Genomic DNA, 17122 nt, shown 5'->3' with positions numbered 1-17122 from the left:
ACTCATCATGGCCCGGGCCACTACGCCCAACAACGAGGCCGGATATACGTGAGCAATCGATCCCCCCTTGTTATCCAACATTCGCGCTGGCAAAACGGGAGGAGTCCATATACGAATGAATTCGACCTCAGGGGAAGTGCAGCTCAGGCGCCCGGAGCGGGCGGCGCCAGCATGGCCGCCACGTCCACTTCATCCACACAGGCCCGCGCCATGAAGCGGTCGGCGTAGCGGCGGTACACGCCGGATTGCAGGAACAGGGCGAACAGGTCGGGGTCGATGTGGCCGGCGTCGCGCATGCGGGCCATGATGCCAACCGCCTCGGAGAGGCACTTTCCCTTCTTGTAGGGGCGATCGACGGCGGTGAGAGCCTCGAAGATGTCGGCGATGGCCATCATGCGGGCCATCGGGCTCATCTGCTCGCGAGTCAGGCCGCGGGGGTAGCCGCTGCCGTCCATCTTCTCGTGGTGCCCGCCGGCGATCTCGGGTACGGCTCGAAGATGGCGCGGGAAAGGGAGCTCGGAGAGCATGCGGATGGTCTGTACGATGTGCTCGTTGATCTTGAAGCGCTCCTCCTCGGTGAGGGTGCCCCGGTTGATGCACAGGTTGGTCAGCTCACCCCGGTTGTAGAGCAGCTCCGGCACCTTGAGGCGGAAACCCCAGGGGTTGTCGGCGGGGATGGCATCCTCGACGCCCCGCGGGATGCGGTGCTCGGGTTTGTCACCGATCAGCGCCTCTCTCACCGGCAAGGCCGGGCCCGGGCCCATGCGGCGCAGAGCATCGGTGGACACGCCAAGGCGGTCGTCCAGGGTGCGCAACCAGGTACGTGCGCCGATGCGCTGCAGACGCGCCACGTCGGCCGGGTCCATGGCCTCGCCGCCGGCATTGCAGGCGGCCACGAAGGCGAACTCCGCATCGAGGGTGGCAAGGGTGGCAGCCAGCGTCGCCTGCTCGGCGGTCGGGTCGGCGCCCCCTGCCACGGCCTGCCAGCAGGCGATCTCGGCGTCGCGCTTGAGCACCTCGAAACGCATGCGGATCTCGTGGATGCGGTCGTGGATGGCTTCCAGCTTGGTGGCCTTGTCCACCACGTACTCAGGGGTGGTGACCTTTCCGCAGTCGTGCAACCAGGCGGCGATATGCACGGCCTCCCAGTCTTCGTCGTCCAGGCTGAAGTTGCGGTAAGGCCCGTCGGTGGCATCACAGGCGGCCTGGGCGAGCATCTTGGTGAGCTCCGGCACCCGGGCGCAGTGACCACCTGTGTAGGGGCTCTTGGCGTCGATGGCGCCGGCAATGAGCTGGATGAAGGCCTCGAAGAGTTCCTTCTGGGCACGGATCAGGGAACGGGTCTCCACCGACACCGCTGCCGAGCCCGACAGGGCCTCGACGAAATGCACCAGGTCCCGGTCGGGGGCATCATCGAACCACAGCACCAGCAGGCCCACCCGGTCGTGTTTGCGGTCGAGCAAGGGCACTGCCAGATAGGCCATGGCACTGGCCCCAAGGGCGGCGAACAGCCCGGCGCCACCGATGTCCCCCACCGAGCGCCCGACGCCGGAACGCTCACCCTCGGGCACCAGGCTGGCCATGGCCGGCCCGGGCGGTGCATCGGCCAGGGGCAGGCTGTGCCCGTCGGCATCCCGCAGGCTCGCAGCATCCAGGCCCTCTCCGTCGTCCCGGGCCAGATACAGTACGCCAGCGCGGGCCCCCACCACGGCCACCGTCTCATCGACCAGGCGCGGCAGCAGGCGTTCGAAGTCGGGCTCCTCGGCCATCACCGAGGCAATATCGAGGAAGCGCCGCACCGAGCCCTTCATGGAGGCCAGATCCCGGGCCAGATCGTCCACCTCGCGCACCACCGAGCGGGTCACCACTTCGCCGGCAAAATCGAAACGCCGGATCGCCGCCGCCTCGCGGGCCAGTTCGCGAATCGGCCTTGATACCAGTCGGGCGGCCCCGTAGGTAAAGGGCAGGGCCAGCAGGATCACCAGCAGGGTGGCCAGGATGGCCCGGTCGCGGATGCTGCGGGCGTCGGTCAGCAACTCGTCGTCGGGGATCGCCACCCCCAGGTAGAGGCCGTTCCCACCTCGCACCGGCAGGCTGGCCACGGCGCCACGCCAGCCGCGGCCAGCGCCGTCGAAGGCAGCCAGGGTATGGTCTGCACTGGAGCCAGCCTGGGGAGCCTGGCGCGCCAGGGCCGCCACGCCACCATGTACCAGCCCGGACAGGCGGGGCCGCTCGATCTCGCCCCCTGCCGCCTCGGGCAGCAGCCAATCCGGCTCGGAGCAGGCCACCACACGCCGGCCCCCGTCGAAGAGCACCAGCTGCGAGCCCGGCGTGATGCGCTGGCGGCGCAGGGTTTCGTCGAGGGTGGCGAGGCGGATGTCGGCCCCCACCACAGCCTGGCCGCTGGCCGCCCGGCGCGCCACGGTCACGCCCAGGCGACGGGTGGAGGCGAACAGGTAGGGCTCGGTCTGTACCGGCTCGGCGCTGCCCTGGGCCTGCACGTACCAGCTGCGCTGGCGTGGGTCGTAGGTGGCCGGATAGTCGGGCCGGGGTTCGGCACGCAGCTCATGGAGATCAGCGTCCAGGTAAATGAACTGCCCCTGGGGCCCGGCGATGCTCTGGATCAGGTAGGCCGCCCCGGCAGGCGCACCCACCAGGCGCCGGTCGGCATCGTCGCTCAGGCGCATGAGCATGAAGAAGTCACCCGAGGCATACCCCACGTAATAGGCCGACACCGACGGTGTGGCACGCAGGGCCTCACGCAAAGCCGCCAAACCGGCACGTCGCTCGGCGAGGGTGGTGGCCTCGCTCACGGCGTTCAGGGCCAGCAGGCCGACGCTCGCCTCCACCGGGCGCAGCAGGCTCTCGGTCTCCGCCACGGTCTGGCGGGCAATGCGGGTAAGCAGGTCGCCGGCAGCCCGTTCAAGCATTTCGGCGCTGCGGAAATAGGAGAAAGCGGCGATGCTGCCCCCAGCCAACAGCACCAGCAGGAAGAACAGGGTCGAGATGTGGACGTGGAGTGGGAAACGGAAACGGCGCGATGACGGGCTTTCGGGAAGGTCAGCGGCCATATGTGCGGTCCTTTCCCGGGCTTACTGCCCCGCCAGGGCGCGCCGGTATTCCCCCGGCCGGGCTCCGGTCCACTTCTTGAAGGCCCGGTGGAAGGCACTGGCTTCGGCAAAGCCGAGGTCGAGGGCGATGTCGAGCACCGATTTGTCGGAATGGCTGAGCTGGCTGATGGCCAGGTCACGGCGCAGATCGTCCTTGATGGCCTGGTAGGACTGCCCTTCGTCGATCAGGTGGCGGCGCAGGGTGGAGGCGGAGAAATGCAGCTGTTGGGCCAGGGTCTCGAAGTCGGGCCAGGTTTCCGGCGGAATGTGCCGCAGCTGGCGCCGGATGCGCGCCACCAGGCCGTCGCTGTTGCGGTACTTGACCAGGAAGTTGGCCGGCGCGCTGCGCAGGAAGACCTTCATGGTGCGCTCGTTCTGGACATTGGCCATGTCTAGGAACTCGGCCGGAAAGGCGATCTCCGTCTCGACCTCGCCGAAGCGCAGATCGGGCGAGAAGAGCACCCGCCACTCTGGGCTGAAATCCGGCTCGGGGCAACGGAAGCTGGCGTGGTCCAGGGGAATGCGCCGGCCGATCAGCCAGCAGGCCAGGCCATGGATCATGATCAGGAAGGTGCCGTAGGCAAAGGCCCGGCGCGGGTCGCCCTGTCGCTCGGCCAGCACCACTCGGGCGGTGTCGCCGTCGCGCACCAGCACGCCTTCGAAGTCGTCCAGCACCAGACGGAAGAAGCGCAGGGCCCGGCGCAGGGCCCGCTCCAGGGACACGCAGTGGATCACGCTGTGGCATAGCAGGGTGAAGCTGCCGGCCTTCATGCGGTGACTGTCCATACCGAAAAACTCGTCGTCCATGCCCTGGGCAACCCGGTGCCAGAGCGCCCCGAAGTGGGCTGACGAGACCCGCGCCTGGGGCGCATTGAGGAGCTCAGGAGAAATCCCTGCATGCTGCAGCAACACATCTGCATCGAGGCCACGCTCCCGTACCCCGACCAGGGCCTCGCGGACAAAACGGATGGAGATGGTGCCCTTGTCGGGCGTGCGCTCGCTCATCGGGACATGCGTGTAGGAAGAAAGGGAACCCCATGGGGGACGGGCCTTGCGACGCTGCACCGCAACATGAAAAGACGGGCTTTCGCATTCCTTTGGTATGGCAAATTCTACCATCCACAATGAGCGTTTTAGGCATGGAGCGCCAGGGCGCTTGTGCCTAGACTGCGCCCCACGCCGCGCATCCCGCGCATGTTCCATCAGCCAGAGAAATGAGGAGAGAACACATGGAAATCAACAACAACGTATTCGTGGTGACCGGTGGTGGTTCCGGCCTGGGCGCAGCAACCGCCCGCATGATCGTGGCCCGCGGCGGCAAGGTGGTGCTGGCCGATGTGAACAAGGAGGCCGGCGAGGCCCTGGCCGCCGAACTCGGCGCCAACGCCCGCTTTGTCGCCACCGACGTGACCGGCGAGGAGAGTGCCAAGGGCGCCTTCGCCGCCGCTGTCGAGATGGGTAGCCTGCGCGGCCTGGTGAACTGTGCCGGCATCGCCCCGGCCGAAAAGGTGGTCGGCCGCGACGGTGCCCACAAGCTGGAGAGCTTTGCCCGCACCATCAACATCAACCTGGTGGGCAGCTTCAACATGATCCGCCTGGCCGCCGAAATCATGAGCAAGAACGAAGCCGATGCCGGCGGCGAGCGCGGCGTGATCGTCAGCACCGCGTCGGTGGCGGCCTTTGACGGCCAGCTCGGCCAGGCCGGCTATGCCGCCTCCAAGGGCGGCGTGGTGGCCATGACCCTGCCCATCGCCCGCGAGCTGTGCCGCTCCGGCATCCGCGTAATGACCATCGCCCCGGGCATCATGGAAACCCCGATGCTGCTGGGCATGCCTGCCGACGTGCAGGATGCTCTCGGCAAGATGGTTCCCTTCCCCTCGCGCATGGGCAAGCCGGCCGAATACGCCGCACTGGTCGAACACATCTTCGGCAACAGCTACCTCAACGGCGAGGTGATCCGCCTCGACGGCGCCATCCGCATGGCAGCGAAGTAAGCCGCCAGCCGCCCCTCGCCCCAACGAATTCAGAAAGGTTTCACCATGAGCAACCAAGACCCGATCGTCATCGTCTCCGCCGCCCGTACCCCGATGGGGGGCTTCCAGGGTGATTTCAACAGCCTCACCGCGCCCCAGCTCGGCGGCGTCGCCATCAAGGCCGCCGTCGAACGCGCCGGCGTGCCGGCCGATGCCGTCCAGGAGCTGATCTTCGGCTGCGTGCTGCCCGCCGGCCTCGGTCAGGCGCCGGCCCGCCAGGCGGCCCTTAACGGCGGTCTGGCCCTGGGCACCGGCTGCACCACCATCAACAAGGTATGCGGCTCGGGCATGAAGGCCACCCTGCTGGCCCACGACCTGCTGGTGTCCGGCAGCGTCGAAGTGGCGGTCGCCGGCGGCATGGAGTCCATGTCCAACGCCCCCTACATGCTCCCCAAGGCCCGCGGCGGCATGCGCCTGGGCCACGGCCAGGTGCTCGACCACATGTTCTTCGACGGCCTGGAAGACCGCTACGGCAAGGAAACCAACGGCCGCCTGATGGGCACCTTCGCCGAAGACTGTGCCGGCAACTACGGCTTCACCCGGGAAGAGCAGGACGCCTGGGCCATCACCTCCACCACCCGCGCCCAGGCCGCCATCAAGAGCGGCGCCTTTCAGTGGGAGATCGCCCCCGTCACCGTGGCCGGCCGCAAGGGCGACGTGACCATCGCCGACGACGAGCAGCCGCCCAAGGCCAGCATCGACAAGATCCCCAGCCTCAAGCCGGCCTTCAAGAAAGACGGCACCGTGACCGCCGCCAACTCCAGCTCCATCTCCGACGGCGCCGCCGCCCTGGTGCTGATGCGCGCCTCCACCGCCGACAAGCTCGGCGCCAAACCCATCGCGAAGATCGTCGGCCACACCAACCACGCCGGCCTGCCCGCCAACTTCCCGACCGCCCCGGTGGGTGCCATGCAGAAGCTCCTCGACAAGGCCGGCTGGACCGCCGATGACGTGGATCTGTGGGAGATCAACGAAGCTTTCGCCGTCGTCACCATGGCCGCCATCCGCGACCTGGCCCTCGACCCGGCCAAGGTGAACATCCACGGCGGCGCCTGCGCCCTCGGCCACCCCATCGGCGCTTCCGGTGCCCGCATCATCGTCACCCTGCTGGGCGCCCTCAAGCAGACCGGCGGCAAGCGCGGCATCGCCAGCCTGTGCATCGGCGGCGGCGAAGCCACCGCCCTGGCCGTGGAAATGCTCTAAGACAGCCAGCCTTCCGAAGTCGGGTTACGCCTTGCGCGCTGACCCGACCTACGGATCGGCAAGCCGGAAGCACGTCGCCTCAAGTTTCAGTCAAGGCTCGGCGCCCGCTCAATCGGCCCACACTGACAACACAAAAGACACCAAAGGACACCACAGCATGATCCTCACCCAAGAACAGGAAATGATCCGCGACTCCATGCGCGCCTTCGCCCAGGAGCGCCTCGCCCCCTTCGCCGCCGAATGGGACAAGCACCACACCTTCCCCGCCGAAGCCCTCAAGGAACTCGGCGAGCTGGGAGCCATGGGCATGTGCGTGCCCGAGGAATGGGACGGCGCCGGCATGGATTACATGAGCCTGGTGCTCACCCTCGAAGAGATCGCCGCCGGCGACGGCGCCACCTCCACCATCGTGTCGGTGCAGAACTCCCTGGCCTGCGGCATCACCATGAAGTACGGCACCAATCAGCAGAAGGAAGAATGGCTCAAGCCCCTGGCCCGGGGCGAGAAGCTCGGCTGCTTCTGCCTGACCGAGCCCCACACCGGCTCCGACGCCGGCGCCATCACCACCCGCGCCGACAAGGACGGCGACAGCTTCGTGCTCAACGGCGTCAAGCAGTTCATCACCACCGGCAAGCACGCCCACATGGCCATCGTCTTCGCCGTGACCGACAAGGCCGCCGGCAAGAAGGGCATCTCCTGCTTCCTGGTGCCCACCGCCACGCCGGGCTTCATCGTCGGCCGCACTGAAGACAAGATGGGTCAGCACGCCTCCGACACCGTGCAGATCATCCTCGAGAACTGCCGCGTGCCGGCCTCCGCTCTGCTGGGCAAGGAAGGCGAAGGCTACAAGATCGCCCTCTCCAACCTGGAAGCCGGCCGCATCGGCATTGCCGCCCAGAGCATCGGCATGGCCCGCGCCGCCTTCGAGGCCGCCGTGCGCTACGCCAAGGAACGCATCACCTTCGGCGTGCCCATCATCGAGCACCAGGCGGTCAACTTCAAACTGGCCGACATGAACACCCTGCTCGACGCCGCCCGCCTGATGGTGTGGCGCGCCGCCCAGCTCAAGGACGCCGGCAAGCCCTGCCTGAAGGAAGCCTCGATGGCCAAGATGTTCGCCTCCGAAGCCGCCGAAAAGATCGCCTCCGATGCCATCCAGATCCATGGAGGTGTCGGCTACACCAGCGACTTCCCGGTGGAGCGCATTTACCGCGACGTGCGCATCTGCCAGATCTACGAAGGCGCCAACGACATCCAGCGGCTCGTCATCGGCCGCAGCATCGCCGCCGAGTAAAGGGTACATCGGGCTGCTGCGCGGGCCGATCCCGCGATTGCGGTGCTCGCCGCAATGTAGGGGCGGCTTCAGCCGCCCACCGACGCCAGCAGGCCAGTCCATCATCCCACGCGTAGCGGGCGGCTGAAGCCGCCCCTACACCACAATAAAGATACAAGGAGACAGTGTGGGCCCCCTGCATGGTGTGAAAGTCATCGAATTCGCTGCCCTCGGCCCCTGCCCCATGGCCGCCATGATCCTCGCCGATCTGGGCGCCGAGGTGGTGCGCATCGAGCGCAAGCCCGCCCCCGGTGCCAAGCCGGCATCAGACCTCTTCGATCCGAAGATCGACATCCTCAACCGCTCCCGCCGCGTCGTCACCCTCGATCTGAAGAAGCCCGAAGGGCTGGCCGCGGCGAAGCAGCTGGTGGCCGGGGCGGACATCCTCGTCGAAGGCTACCGCCCCGGCGTGATGGAGCGTATCGGCCTGGGCCCGGACACCTGCCTTGAGGCCAACCCGCGCCTCGTCTATGGCCGCATGACCGGCTGGGGCCAGACCGGCCCCCTGGCCCAGGCTGCCGGCCATGACATCAACTACCTGTCCCTGTCCGGCGCCCTGCACGCCATCGGCGAGCCTGGCGGCAAGCCGGTGGTGCCCCTCAACCTGGTGGCTGACTGCGGCGGTGGCGCCATGCTGCTGGTGGTCGGCGTGCTAGCCGCCCTCACCGAGGCGCGCACATCCGGCCAGGGCCAGGTAGTGGATGCCGCCATGACCGACGGCTCGGCCCTGCTGATGACCATGATGTACACCCTCAAGGCCATGGGCCAATGGACGCAGCAGCGGGGCAGCAACCTCCTCGATGGCGGCGCTCACTTCTACGACACCTACCGCTGCGCCGACGGCAAGTACATTTCCATCGGCCCCATCGAACCCCAGTTCTATGCCCTGTTCCTGCAAAAAACCGGCCTCGGCGACCCCGACTTCAGCCAGCAGTGGGACCGCGCCCGCTGGCCCGAACTGAAAGCACGCCTCGCTGCCCACCTGGAGACACGCCCCCGCGACCAATGGTGCGCCCTGCTCGAAGGCACGGACGCCTGCGTCGCCCCCGTGCTGGACATGGACGAAGCGCCCGAACACCCGCACAATCGGGCTCGCGGCACTTTCATCGAGGTCGGCGGCGTCACGCAGCCGGCCCCGGCGCCCCGCTTCAGCCGCAGCATTCCTGCGCAACCCCGCCCGCCCGTCGCCGGAGTCACTGGCGACGACGTGCTCGCCGACTGGGGCTTCACTCCGGACGACATCAACCGGTTGCGCACTGCGGGCGCCGTCTAATAACAGCAGCAACAGGAGAAAGCATGGAATACCAGAACATCATCGTCGAGACCCGCGGCAAGGTCGGCCTCATCACCCTCAACCGTCCGAAGGCGCTCAACGCCCTCAACGACGCCCTGGTGGATGAACTGGGCCTGGCCCTCAACGTCTTCGAGGCCGACGAGGCCATCGGCTGTATCGTCATCACCGGCTCCGAAAAGGCCTTCGCCGCCGGCGCCGACATCACCATGATGGCGAATTTCAGCTACATGGACGCCTACAAGGGCGACTACATCACCCGCAACTGGGAACGCGTGAAGACCTGCCGCAAGCCGGTCATCGCCGCCGTGGCAGGCTTTGCCCTGGGTGGCGGCTGTGAGCTGGCCATGAGCTGCGACATGATCTACGCCGCGGACAGCGCCAAGTTCGGCCAGCCCGAAGTGAAGCTCGGCATCCTGCCCGGCGCCGGCGGCACCCAGCGCCTGCCCCGCGCCGTGGGCAAGGCCAAGGCCATGGATCTGTGCCTCACCGCCCGCATGATGGACGCCGCCGAGGCCGAGAAGTCCGGCCTCGTCGCCCGCGTCATCCCCGCCGAGCAGCTGCTGGAAGAAACCCTCAAGGCCGCCACCACCATCGCCGGCTTCTCCCTGCCGGTGGTCATGATGATCAAGGAATCGGTGAACCGCGCCTACGAAAGCAGCCTCAACGAAGGCCTGCTCTTCGAACGCCGCGTCTTCCACTCGGCCTTCGCCCTCGAAGACCAGAAGGAAGGCATGGCCGCCTTCGTCGAGAAGCGCAAGGCCGAGTTCAAGAACCAGTAATCAGGGGTTCGCAGCAGTACAAATGACAAAGGGGGCTTCGGCCCCCTTTCGTCTTCAGATCTGGATAACATTTTGGCGAGAGACGGGGAGCAGAGCCTCACTTGCCCTGCAACGTTCAGCTCCGGAAACGCCGCCCGGCAGCTTTACATCAGAGCCAAGCAATAAGAACCACTCACGCCGGCTCCATGCCGTCGCACCGACAGACGTGGGCGTCAGCGCTATCGTCATGCGCAAGCGCCCTTTGTGCCTTGGTCGAGTCATCCGCAAGCCGCTGACCAAAGTCCACGGTCGAATGAATTCGACCCCAGGGCCTGTGCCCTCGCTCTACATCGCCCGCAGGGCCGGCATCAGGGGGTCGATTTCGGTGGCGCTGAGTTTGGGGCCCTCGGGGGCCATGGTGGCGTAGAGGGCCAGGGCTTCGGGGCTGGGTCGGCCAACGAGCTTGCCGAGTTCGGAAAAGCGCACCCCCTGGCGGACAAGCCAGGCAATGCAGGTGTGGCGCAGCACATCGGCAGTCACGCCGCCGGCACTGGCCAGGCCGGCGTCGAAGGCGGCGCAGGCCAGAATGGACTGGATGTCCTCGGGGCGCAGGCGGGCCCCGGCGGCGTCCTGCAGCAGGGGGGCATCCATGCCGCCAATGGATGAGGGCCGGCAGTCGCCCATCCAGGCCGGGGCCTTGAGGCTGCGGGGGGCACTTCCAGCCACCTGCAGCACGCAGGCGGTACCTTCAAAATCACTCTGCCGCAGGGCGGCGGCTTCGTCTGTGCTCAGGCCCATGAGGAGCAGCCCCAACACAAAGCGCCCTTCACCGGCCGAGGCGGCGAGCAGATCCACGACTTCTTCCTGGGCCAGTTCGCGGGGGGGCCGGTGGGTGGCAGCCAGCAGGCCGGCCGAGGTGCCGCCACTCACCAGCTCGACCGGAGGCTCTGACAGCAGCGGCGCGGCACCGCCTGAGCCAGGCCCCCCCGTCCACGGCGAGGGCATGATCAGGGTGGTGGAAGCTGGCGTCTGAAGTGGGGCCTGGCGGTTGAAGATCTCGACGAACCAGATGGCCGCCAGGCCCAGGCCAAAGGCCGCACCAAGAACAATCAGGGCGTCGAGCAGGTAGTCCGGGCGGAAAGGAGTACCGGGCACGCTGGCGGCTTCGACGAGTTTGAGAGCCGGCAGGCGACTCTGTTCGCTGGCCTCCAGCTTGGCCAGGCGCTCCTGGGCTTCGCGGCTGGCCTTTTCGATCTGGGCCAGGTCGTCCTCCAGGGACTTGGCCTGGGTGAAGCGCTGGGAGAAATCCTGCATGGACGAGCGCTGGGCGCGGATCTCGCCCTGCAGGCGCTCCGCCGTTGCCCGGGCAGTGGCCACTTCGTCCTGCGCGGCACCGAGGGCAGCCTGCCGACTGGTGGCGCGCTGGGCTTCGATCTGGCGCTCCATCTCGGTGAGGCGGATCTGCAGGGACTTGGCGCGAGGGTCCATGCGCATGAACTCGGGGGTGTAGGTCCGCTCCATCTGTCGGATTTCTTCGGCGATCTGGGAAGCACGGGCTTCCATGTTGGCCAGGGTCGGGTCATCGGCACCGGCGGCGGCGCCCCGCCCGCCCGCCTGCATGGACCTGAAGCGCGCTTCGGCCACGGCGAGCTTCTCGGTGGCCACGTTGAGGGAAGTAGTCAGCCCCTTGATGCGGGCTACGGCTTCGTTCTCTTCCCGCTCCGGCGAGAGCACGCCGGTGGCGTTGCGGAAGGTATCCAGGCGCTCCCGCCGGGTCTGTACCGCCGCCGCCAGCCGCTCCGCTTCCTGGCGGGCCTGGGCCAGGCCTTCTCCTGCTGCCGTGCCGTAGGAGGCCTTCATGTCCTCCCGGTAAATATCCACGAGGGTATTCAGGGCGGCGGCCAGTTGCCGGGGCTGGGTGCCGGTGGCCTGCAGCTCCACCACCTCTGTGCCATCGACGGCCTCTGCGCTGATCATCTCCCGCAGCCGTGCCGCCGGATCGCCCCCGGGCAGGGGCTCGCCCGCACTGGCCAGAGCCACCCCCACCTTCTCGAGGAGGGGGCGACTGGTAAGCACCTGGACCTGGGTCAGCAGTTCGGACGCACTGCGCGGGATCTCGCTGCCACCACTCCCGCCCCCCAGGGCCAGGGGTGCTGCCCCCGGCCGGGGCTCGGTGCTGCCCGGCATGATCTGCACCCGGGCCGTGGCACGGAACTCGGCAGGCCGCAGGAAATTCCACAGCAGGCCGGGGATCACCACGATCAGGAAGACCACGGCAAAAACCTGCAGGCGCCGCCGGTTGCTACGCAGGGCGGCCGCCTGGGCATCGGCGGCCGGAGTCACGTCCTGTTCGAGGGATGTGCGCAGGGATGAGAGCAGACGCATGGGAGTAAGCCGGGGTTCGTTTAGCCGGAGCCGCAGCCGAAATTGCCGATGAGTATTCGGTGCGGCCCCCGGCGGATCAAGCGCCCGAAGGCCCGTGGAAGCAAGATAATACCCCCCGATACCTCATGCCGTACGCCCCCCCCAGCGGCACACGAGCACCAGGAGAGACGAAAACCGAGGGATCGGGCCGCGCCCTCAGCCGATCTGCAGCACGCTGTCATCCCAGCAGGCGTGCTTTTCCAGACCCACCAGATTGGCCACGGTGGCCGCGATGTTCGACAGACCCGCTGTGTCGGACTGGCGCAGACCCAGCTTGCCGCCAGTCACCTTGTCGAAGAGCACCAGGGGCACCGGGTTGAGGGTGTGGGCGGTCTTGGCTTTGAAGGAACCATCGGCGTTGAGAGACGGCTGCTTGGTCTTCTTGTCCAGCTCGAACATCTCGTCGGCATTGCCGTGGTCAGCGGTGATCAGGGCCACGCCACCGGCAGCCTCGATGGCCGGCAAGAGGCGCGCGAGGGCCAGATCAACAGCCTCGACGGCCATGGTGGCCGCGCGGAAGTTGCCGGTGTGACCAACCATGTCACCGTTGGCGAAATTGCAGCGCAGCACCTTGTAGCGGCCCGACTGCACGGCGGCGATCATGGCGTCGGCGATCTCGGCGGCCTTCATCCACGGGCGCTGCTCGAAGGGCACCACGTCGCTGGGGACTTCCTGCCAGGTTTCGCCCTCGAACTTGCCGGAGCGGTTGCCATTCCAGAAGTAGGTGACGTGGCCGAACTTCTGGGTCTCGGAGCAGGCAAACTGGGCCAGGCCGGCCTTGCTGAACCATTCGCCCGAGGTGTCCTTGATGGCCGGCGGGGCCACCAGGAAGCGCTTGGGGAGCTGCAGGTCGCCGTCGTACTGGAGCATGCCGGCAAAGGTCACCCGGGGGGCACGCACCCGGTCGAACTTGTCAAAATCATCCTCGACAAAGGCGCGGGTGATCTCGATGGCCCGGTCGCCGCGGAAGTTGAAGAAGACCACCGAATCGCCGTCTTCGATGGTGCCGATGGGCTTGCCGCCCTCGGCAATCACGAACTCGGGCAGATCCTGATCGATGGTGCCAGGGTGGCGCTGGCGCAGGCCATTGACGGCCTCGGTGGCATTGGCAAACTGCGGGCCTTCGCCCAGCACATGGGTCTTCCAACCCTTTTCCACCATCGGCCAGTTGGCGTCGTAACGGTCCATGGTGATGTACTGACGGCCGCCGCCGGAGGCGATACGGGCGTCGAAGCCGTCGCCGCTGATCTCGGCCAGGAAAGCCTCGAAGGGCAGCACATATTCCAGGGCGCTGGTTTCGGGCACGTCACGGCCATCGAGCAGGGCATGGATGCGCACGGTCTTGGTGCCTTCCGCCTTGGCCTGCACAACCATGGCCTTCAGGTGGTCGATGTGGCTGTGCACGTTGCCGTCGGAGAACAGGCCGATGAAATGGATCACGCCTTCCTTGCCGTTGGCGCCGACCCTGGCCCCCGCCACGATCTCCTTCCATGCATCACCCGCCCAGATGGCGCCGTCAGCGATGGCGTTGGCCACCAGGGCCGCGCCCTGGCTGTAGACCTGACCGGCGCCGATGGCGTTGTGTCCCACCTCCGAGTTGCCCATGTCGTCATCCGAAGGCATGCCCACCGCGGTGCCGTGGGCACGCAGGGTAATGTGCGGGCATTCAGCAAAGAGACGGTCGAGGGTGGGCTTGCGGGCGGCGGCGATGGCACTGCCCGCATCGTTCTTCGGGATGCCGTAGCCGTCCATGACAATGACGACAACCGGGCCGGGGACGCCGGGGAAGGCGGGAAATTTCTGCAGCATGGCGGGTTCCTGAAGGATGAATTCGGGGCCGGCGCGCCGGGCATCACCCGGGCGGCATTCGGCGAGCCCGCTATTTTCCTTCAAATCGGGGGGTTGATTACAGCCCCCCGTGCAAGACTTTGCGATGGATGCCACGGGGCGGGCGGAACTGGCGGGTGTCGCGGTAATACCCGGCGCAGGCGTTGTCGGGCGTCACCCCGGGGATGCCGAGGAGCGGCAGCGGGGCCAGGGCGCCCTTGTCGAAGGGCTGGCGCGGGTCCATCAGGCGCTCGGCCAGCCAGGCGTCGGCCTCGGCCTGCTGCACGGCGGGGAGCAGAGCCAGCCAGCCAGCGTCCACCTGTCGGTAGAGGGCTTTGGCACACAGGCCGAAGAAGGGCTGGCGCAGCTGATCCCAGCTGCCATGGCCGAAGACCAGGAAACGGGTGCTCTCCAGCAGGCGGGCGCGGCGCACCCACAAGGCCTCTTCCCAGGCGTGGGCTGCCAGCAGGGTTGGGATATCCGGATCGGCGGAGACCACCAGCACGCCGCATTCGTCAAACTGGGTCAGGGTATCGCGCACGGGCCCGCGGCCGGGCAGGCCGGCCTGCGCCCGCGCCGCCAGCTCCTGCAGATGCAGTGCGTTGCAGGCTGCCTTGCTGCGCGGCCACACGCACCAGGCCAGGGCGTTGAAGAAGTCGTGCCAGTCATGGGGCCGGGTGGGCACCTGGCCGGTGGCATGGATGTGCTGCTCGTAGGCTTCGGCGCCCTCCGGCGGCAGGATGAAGTGCAGGGGATGCCCCGACGCGCTCACCGCACCTGGGGCGTGGGCACGCAGGCAGGCGGTCAGCACTTCCGCGTCGGGCAGGCCATCCGGAAATCCGGACAGCAGGCGGGCAATCGGTTCGAAGAGGGGGCGGGAGGCGTAGGCTGCGGGGGAGGACGGGTTCATTCAAACAGCGCCCACGGGACCGGCAGTGTGCCTTTGTTCAGCGTCCCCGGGCGAATGAATTCGCCCCCACAGGGACGGCACCCAGTCTTCCGCAGCGGGGCGGATATGCTCCCATGCGGGAGGGGGCGTTTCTTCGTGGGATGTCACTCTTCCGCCGGGCGGATGAGTTTGGCGGGTTGCTCGGCGGGGATGAACTCAAGTTTGTCGTTCTTGCGGCTGAAGGTGCCCACCAGGCGGCCCGGGGGCTCGTCGGGGGGCTCGGTCCAGCGCTGGAACTCACACTTCTCGGTGCTGGCCAGATACCAGTTTTTGCCCTGCTTGAGCGCCCACAGGCTACTGCCGGCCTCGAAGACTTCCATCTTCACACTGCCCGCCACGCCGGACTTGATGTCATGGCGGCGCATGCAGGTAGGCATGCGCGACACGACGACAGCCTGATCCACATCGCTGCTCCAGAACCAGCGCTGCTCGCGGACGAGGCTGATGTTCTCGTCCTTGTTGCCATTGACGATGAAGGCCGCGCCCTCATACTCGCAGGCGGCGAGCACGGGCAGGGCCAACAGAATCGGGAAGAGCTTGAGCTTGGAGAGCATCGTCGGGCTTGGGTCAGGCCAGTTTCCAGTGGATCTGCTCGCCACCGCGCAGAGGCACCAAGGCGTCGCCAGGCAGGTAGTCGAGGCCGGCGGGCACATCCCAGCTTTCCTTCACCAGAGTGATGGTGTCGGCGTTGCGGGGCAGACGGTAAAAGTCCGGGCCGTTGAAGCTGGCAAAGGCTTCGAGCTTGTCCAGAGCACCTACCGCGTCGAAGGCTTCGGCGTAGAGTTCAATGCCGGCGTGGGCGGTGTAGCAGCCGGCGCAGCCGCAGGCCGCCTCCTTGGTGGTCCTGGCGTGGGGGGCAGAGTCGGTGCCGAGGAAGAACTGGGTGCTGCCCGAGGTAGCGGCCTTCACCAGGGCCTCCCGGTGGGTCTCGCGCTTGAGCACCGGCAGGCAGTAGTGATGGGGCCGAATGCCACCAGCAAAGATGGCATTGCGGTTCATCAGCAGGTGGTGGGCCGTGATGGTGGCCCCCACGTTGGGGCCTGCCCCAGTCACGAACTGTGCTGCCTCGGCCGTCGTGATGTGCTCGAAGACAATGCGCAGGGCCGGGTAGCGCGCTGCAAGCGGCGCCAGTACGCGATCGATAAAGACACGCTCGCGATCAAAGATATCCACGTCAGCATGGGTCACCTCTCCATGAACACACAGGGCAATGCCCTTTTCCGCCATCCGTTCGAGAACGGGATAGATCCTGGCGATGTCGGTGACGCCCGCGTCCGAGTTGGTCGTTGCACCCGCCGGGTAGAGCTTGGCGGCGGGGATGAAGCCGCTGGCGGCGGCCTTGTCGATCTCATCGGGCCCGAGGGTGTCGGTAAGATACAACGTCATGAGCGGGTCGAACTTGAGCCCGGCCGGCACCGCGGCCTGAATGCGCGCCCGGTAGGCGGCAGCCTGCTCCACCGTGGTCACCGGGGGCTTGAGATTGGGCATGATCAGGGCGCGGCCAAAGCGGCGGGCGGTGTCAGGCACTACGGCGGCCAGGGCGGCGCCATCGCGCACATGCAGGTGCCAGTCATCGGGGCGGGTGAGGGTAAGCGTCATGGCGTGTCGATCCACAGGGCGAAGGGCTGATTGACGTATTTTACCAGCCCCGGGCAGAGGCCCCGGTCGGGAAAGCATGCGGATTTCCGCGCGCCTCGCCGGGGACGCATCCGGAAACCCGAACGCGGGCACCCACGTAAAAAACACCGCCCGTTTAAAATCATCCACTTACGAAACACACGCAGCCTCCAACAAGCTGGCACGGCCCCTGCATTGGATAAGACATCCGGCGGCCCCATCGCCGACGGCCCTCAACCCTGCAGGAGAACCGAACCATGCGCACTTCGTTCCAGCTCGCCGCCACCTGTATCGCCGCCACCCTCCTGGCCCAGCCCGTGCTGGCCCAGGAATCCCCGACCCTGGCCAAGATCAAGAGCAGCGGCACCATTGCCCTGGGGCATCGGGAGTCGTCCATCCCGTTCTCGTACTACGATGACAAGCAGCAGGTCGTCGGTTACTCCCAGGAGTTCATGCTCAAGGTGGTCGATGCCGTCAAGGCCGAGCTCAAGCTCCCCGCCCTCGACGTCAAGCTCACCCCCGTTACCCCCCAGAACCGCATCACCCTCATCCAGAACGGCACCGTCGACATCGA

13 protein-coding genes are annotated in these 17122 nt (G+C 67.1%); 6 read left to right on the top strand and 7 right to left on the bottom strand.

Translation table 11 applies throughout. The features are described from left to right. Positions 1–143: 143 nt before the first annotated feature. Both PHI64_RS21620 and PHI64_RS21615 read right to left on the bottom strand, forming a co-directional pair. The gene (locus PHI64_RS21620) at positions 144–3071 is read right to left on the bottom strand and encodes an HD domain-containing phosphohydrolase (RefSeq protein ID WP_299887820.1); all 2928 of its coding nucleotides are present in this window, start codon (positions 3069–3071) and stop codon (positions 144–146) included. Positions 3072–3092: 21 nt separating this feature from the next. After that, entirely contained in the window at positions 3093–4115 is a 1023-nt protein-coding gene (locus PHI64_RS21615) for an AraC family transcriptional regulator (RefSeq protein WP_299887817.1), read from the bottom strand. Positions 4116–4339: 224 nt separating this feature from the next. On the opposite strand from PHI64_RS21615, the gene PHI64_RS21610 reads away from it, so the two are divergent. The 5 genes from PHI64_RS21610 (at position 4340) to PHI64_RS21590 (ending at position 9752) form a co-directional block, all read left to right on the top strand. Further along, complete coding sequence (locus PHI64_RS21610) at positions 4340–5104, top strand: 3-hydroxyacyl-CoA dehydrogenase (protein WP_296569845.1); 765 nt, start codon at positions 4340–4342, stop codon at positions 5102–5104. Between the two features lie 45 nt (positions 5105–5149). After that, complete coding sequence (locus tag PHI64_RS21605; protein ID WP_299887813.1) at positions 5150–6346, top strand: acetyl-CoA C-acyltransferase; 1197 nt, start codon at positions 5150–5152, stop codon at positions 6344–6346. A gap of 157 nt (positions 6347–6503) precedes the next feature. Further along, positions 6504–7640, top strand: a complete 1137-nt coding sequence (locus PHI64_RS21600) for an acyl-CoA dehydrogenase (RefSeq protein WP_299887811.1) — start codon at positions 6504–6506, stop codon at positions 7638–7640. A 166-nt stretch (positions 7641–7806) separates the two neighbouring features. Beyond that, positions 7807–8952, top strand: coding sequence for a CaiB/BaiF CoA-transferase family protein (locus PHI64_RS21595; RefSeq protein ID WP_299887808.1), 1146 nt, complete (start codon positions 7807–7809; stop codon positions 8950–8952). Positions 8953–8975: 23 nt separating this feature from the next. Further along, entirely contained in the window at positions 8976–9752 is a 777-nt protein-coding gene (locus PHI64_RS21590) for an enoyl-CoA hydratase (protein WP_299887806.1), read from the top strand. A gap of 324 nt (positions 9753–10076) precedes the next feature. Here PHI64_RS21590 and PHI64_RS21585 read toward each other — a convergent pair whose 3' ends face one another. The 5 genes from PHI64_RS21585 to pyrC form a co-directional block, all read right to left on the bottom strand. Next, the gene (locus tag PHI64_RS21585; RefSeq protein ID WP_299887803.1) at positions 10077–12116 is read right to left on the bottom strand and encodes a hypothetical protein; all 2040 of its coding nucleotides are present in this window, start codon (positions 12114–12116) and stop codon (positions 10077–10079) included. A 195-nt stretch (positions 12117–12311) separates the two neighbouring features. Continuing rightward, positions 12312–13964 carry a 2,3-bisphosphoglycerate-independent phosphoglycerate mutase gene (gene gpmI, locus PHI64_RS21580; RefSeq protein WP_299887800.1) on the bottom strand — a complete coding sequence of 551 codons (1653 nt, stop codon included), beginning with the start codon at positions 13962–13964 and terminating at the stop codon, positions 12312–12314. A gap of 97 nt (positions 13965–14061) precedes the next feature. Next, complete coding sequence (locus tag PHI64_RS21575; RefSeq protein WP_299887797.1) at positions 14062–14892, bottom strand: DUF3025 domain-containing protein; 831 nt, start codon at positions 14890–14892, stop codon at positions 14062–14064. Between the two features lie 143 nt (positions 14893–15035). Beyond that, positions 15036–15485 carry a hypothetical protein gene (locus PHI64_RS21570; RefSeq protein ID WP_299887794.1) on the bottom strand — a complete coding sequence of 150 codons (450 nt, stop codon included), beginning with the start codon at positions 15483–15485 and terminating at the stop codon, positions 15036–15038. 13 nt (positions 15486–15498) lie between these two features. Continuing rightward, positions 15499–16530, bottom strand: a complete 1032-nt coding sequence (pyrC, locus tag PHI64_RS21565; RefSeq protein WP_299887791.1) for a dihydroorotase — start codon at positions 16528–16530, stop codon at positions 15499–15501. 275 nt (positions 16531–16805) lie between these two features. On the opposite strand from pyrC, the gene PHI64_RS21560 reads away from it, so the two are divergent. Continuing rightward, the coding region (locus tag PHI64_RS21560) for a transporter substrate-binding domain-containing protein (protein WP_299887788.1) at positions 16806–17122 on the top strand (317 nt) is incomplete at its 3' end.

This window comes from Zoogloea sp., from assembly GCF_028689785.1.
In the GTDB taxonomy this organism is placed as follows: domain Bacteria; phylum Pseudomonadota; class Gammaproteobacteria; order Burkholderiales; family Rhodocyclaceae; genus Zoogloea.
Note: the sequence above shows the minus strand (reverse complement) of the source record. Positions and strands in the feature narration are given on the sequence as shown.

What these genes read in the sequence shown, in the direction of transcription:
- PHI64_RS21590 (WP_299887806.1), top strand. Translation starts at nt 8,976, where the DNA reads ATGGAATACCAGAACATCATCGTCGAGACCCGCGGCAAGGTCGGCCTC.
- pyrC (WP_299887791.1), bottom strand. Translation starts at nt 16,530, where the DNA reads ATGACGCTTACCCTCACCCGCCCCGATGACTGGCACCTGCATGTGCGC.
- PHI64_RS21570 (WP_299887794.1), bottom strand. Translation starts at nt 15,485, where the DNA reads ATGCTCTCCAAGCTCAAGCTCTTCCCGATTCTGTTGGCCCTGCCCGTG.
- PHI64_RS21605 (WP_299887813.1), top strand. Translation starts at nt 5,150, where the DNA reads ATGAGCAACCAAGACCCGATCGTCATCGTCTCCGCCGCCCGTACCCCG.
- gpmI (WP_299887800.1), bottom strand. Translation starts at nt 13,964, where the DNA reads ATGCTGCAGAAATTTCCCGCCTTCCCCGGCGTCCCCGGCCCGGTTGTC.
- PHI64_RS21575 (WP_299887797.1), bottom strand. Translation starts at nt 14,892, where the DNA reads ATGAACCCGTCCTCCCCCGCAGCCTACGCCTCCCGCCCCCTCTTCGAA.
- PHI64_RS21620 (WP_299887820.1), bottom strand. Translation starts at nt 3,071, where the DNA reads ATGGCCGCTGACCTTCCCGAAAGCCCGTCATCGCGCCGTTTCCGTTTC.
- PHI64_RS21615 (WP_299887817.1), bottom strand. Translation starts at nt 4,115, where the DNA reads ATGAGCGAGCGCACGCCCGACAAGGGCACCATCTCCATCCGTTTTGTC.
- PHI64_RS21610 (WP_296569845.1), top strand. Translation starts at nt 4,340, where the DNA reads ATGGAAATCAACAACAACGTATTCGTGGTGACCGGTGGTGGTTCCGGC.
- PHI64_RS21600 (WP_299887811.1), top strand. Translation starts at nt 6,504, where the DNA reads ATGATCCTCACCCAAGAACAGGAAATGATCCGCGACTCCATGCGCGCC.
- PHI64_RS21585 (WP_299887803.1), bottom strand. Translation starts at nt 12,116, where the DNA reads ATGCGTCTGCTCTCATCCCTGCGCACATCCCTCGAACAGGACGTGACT.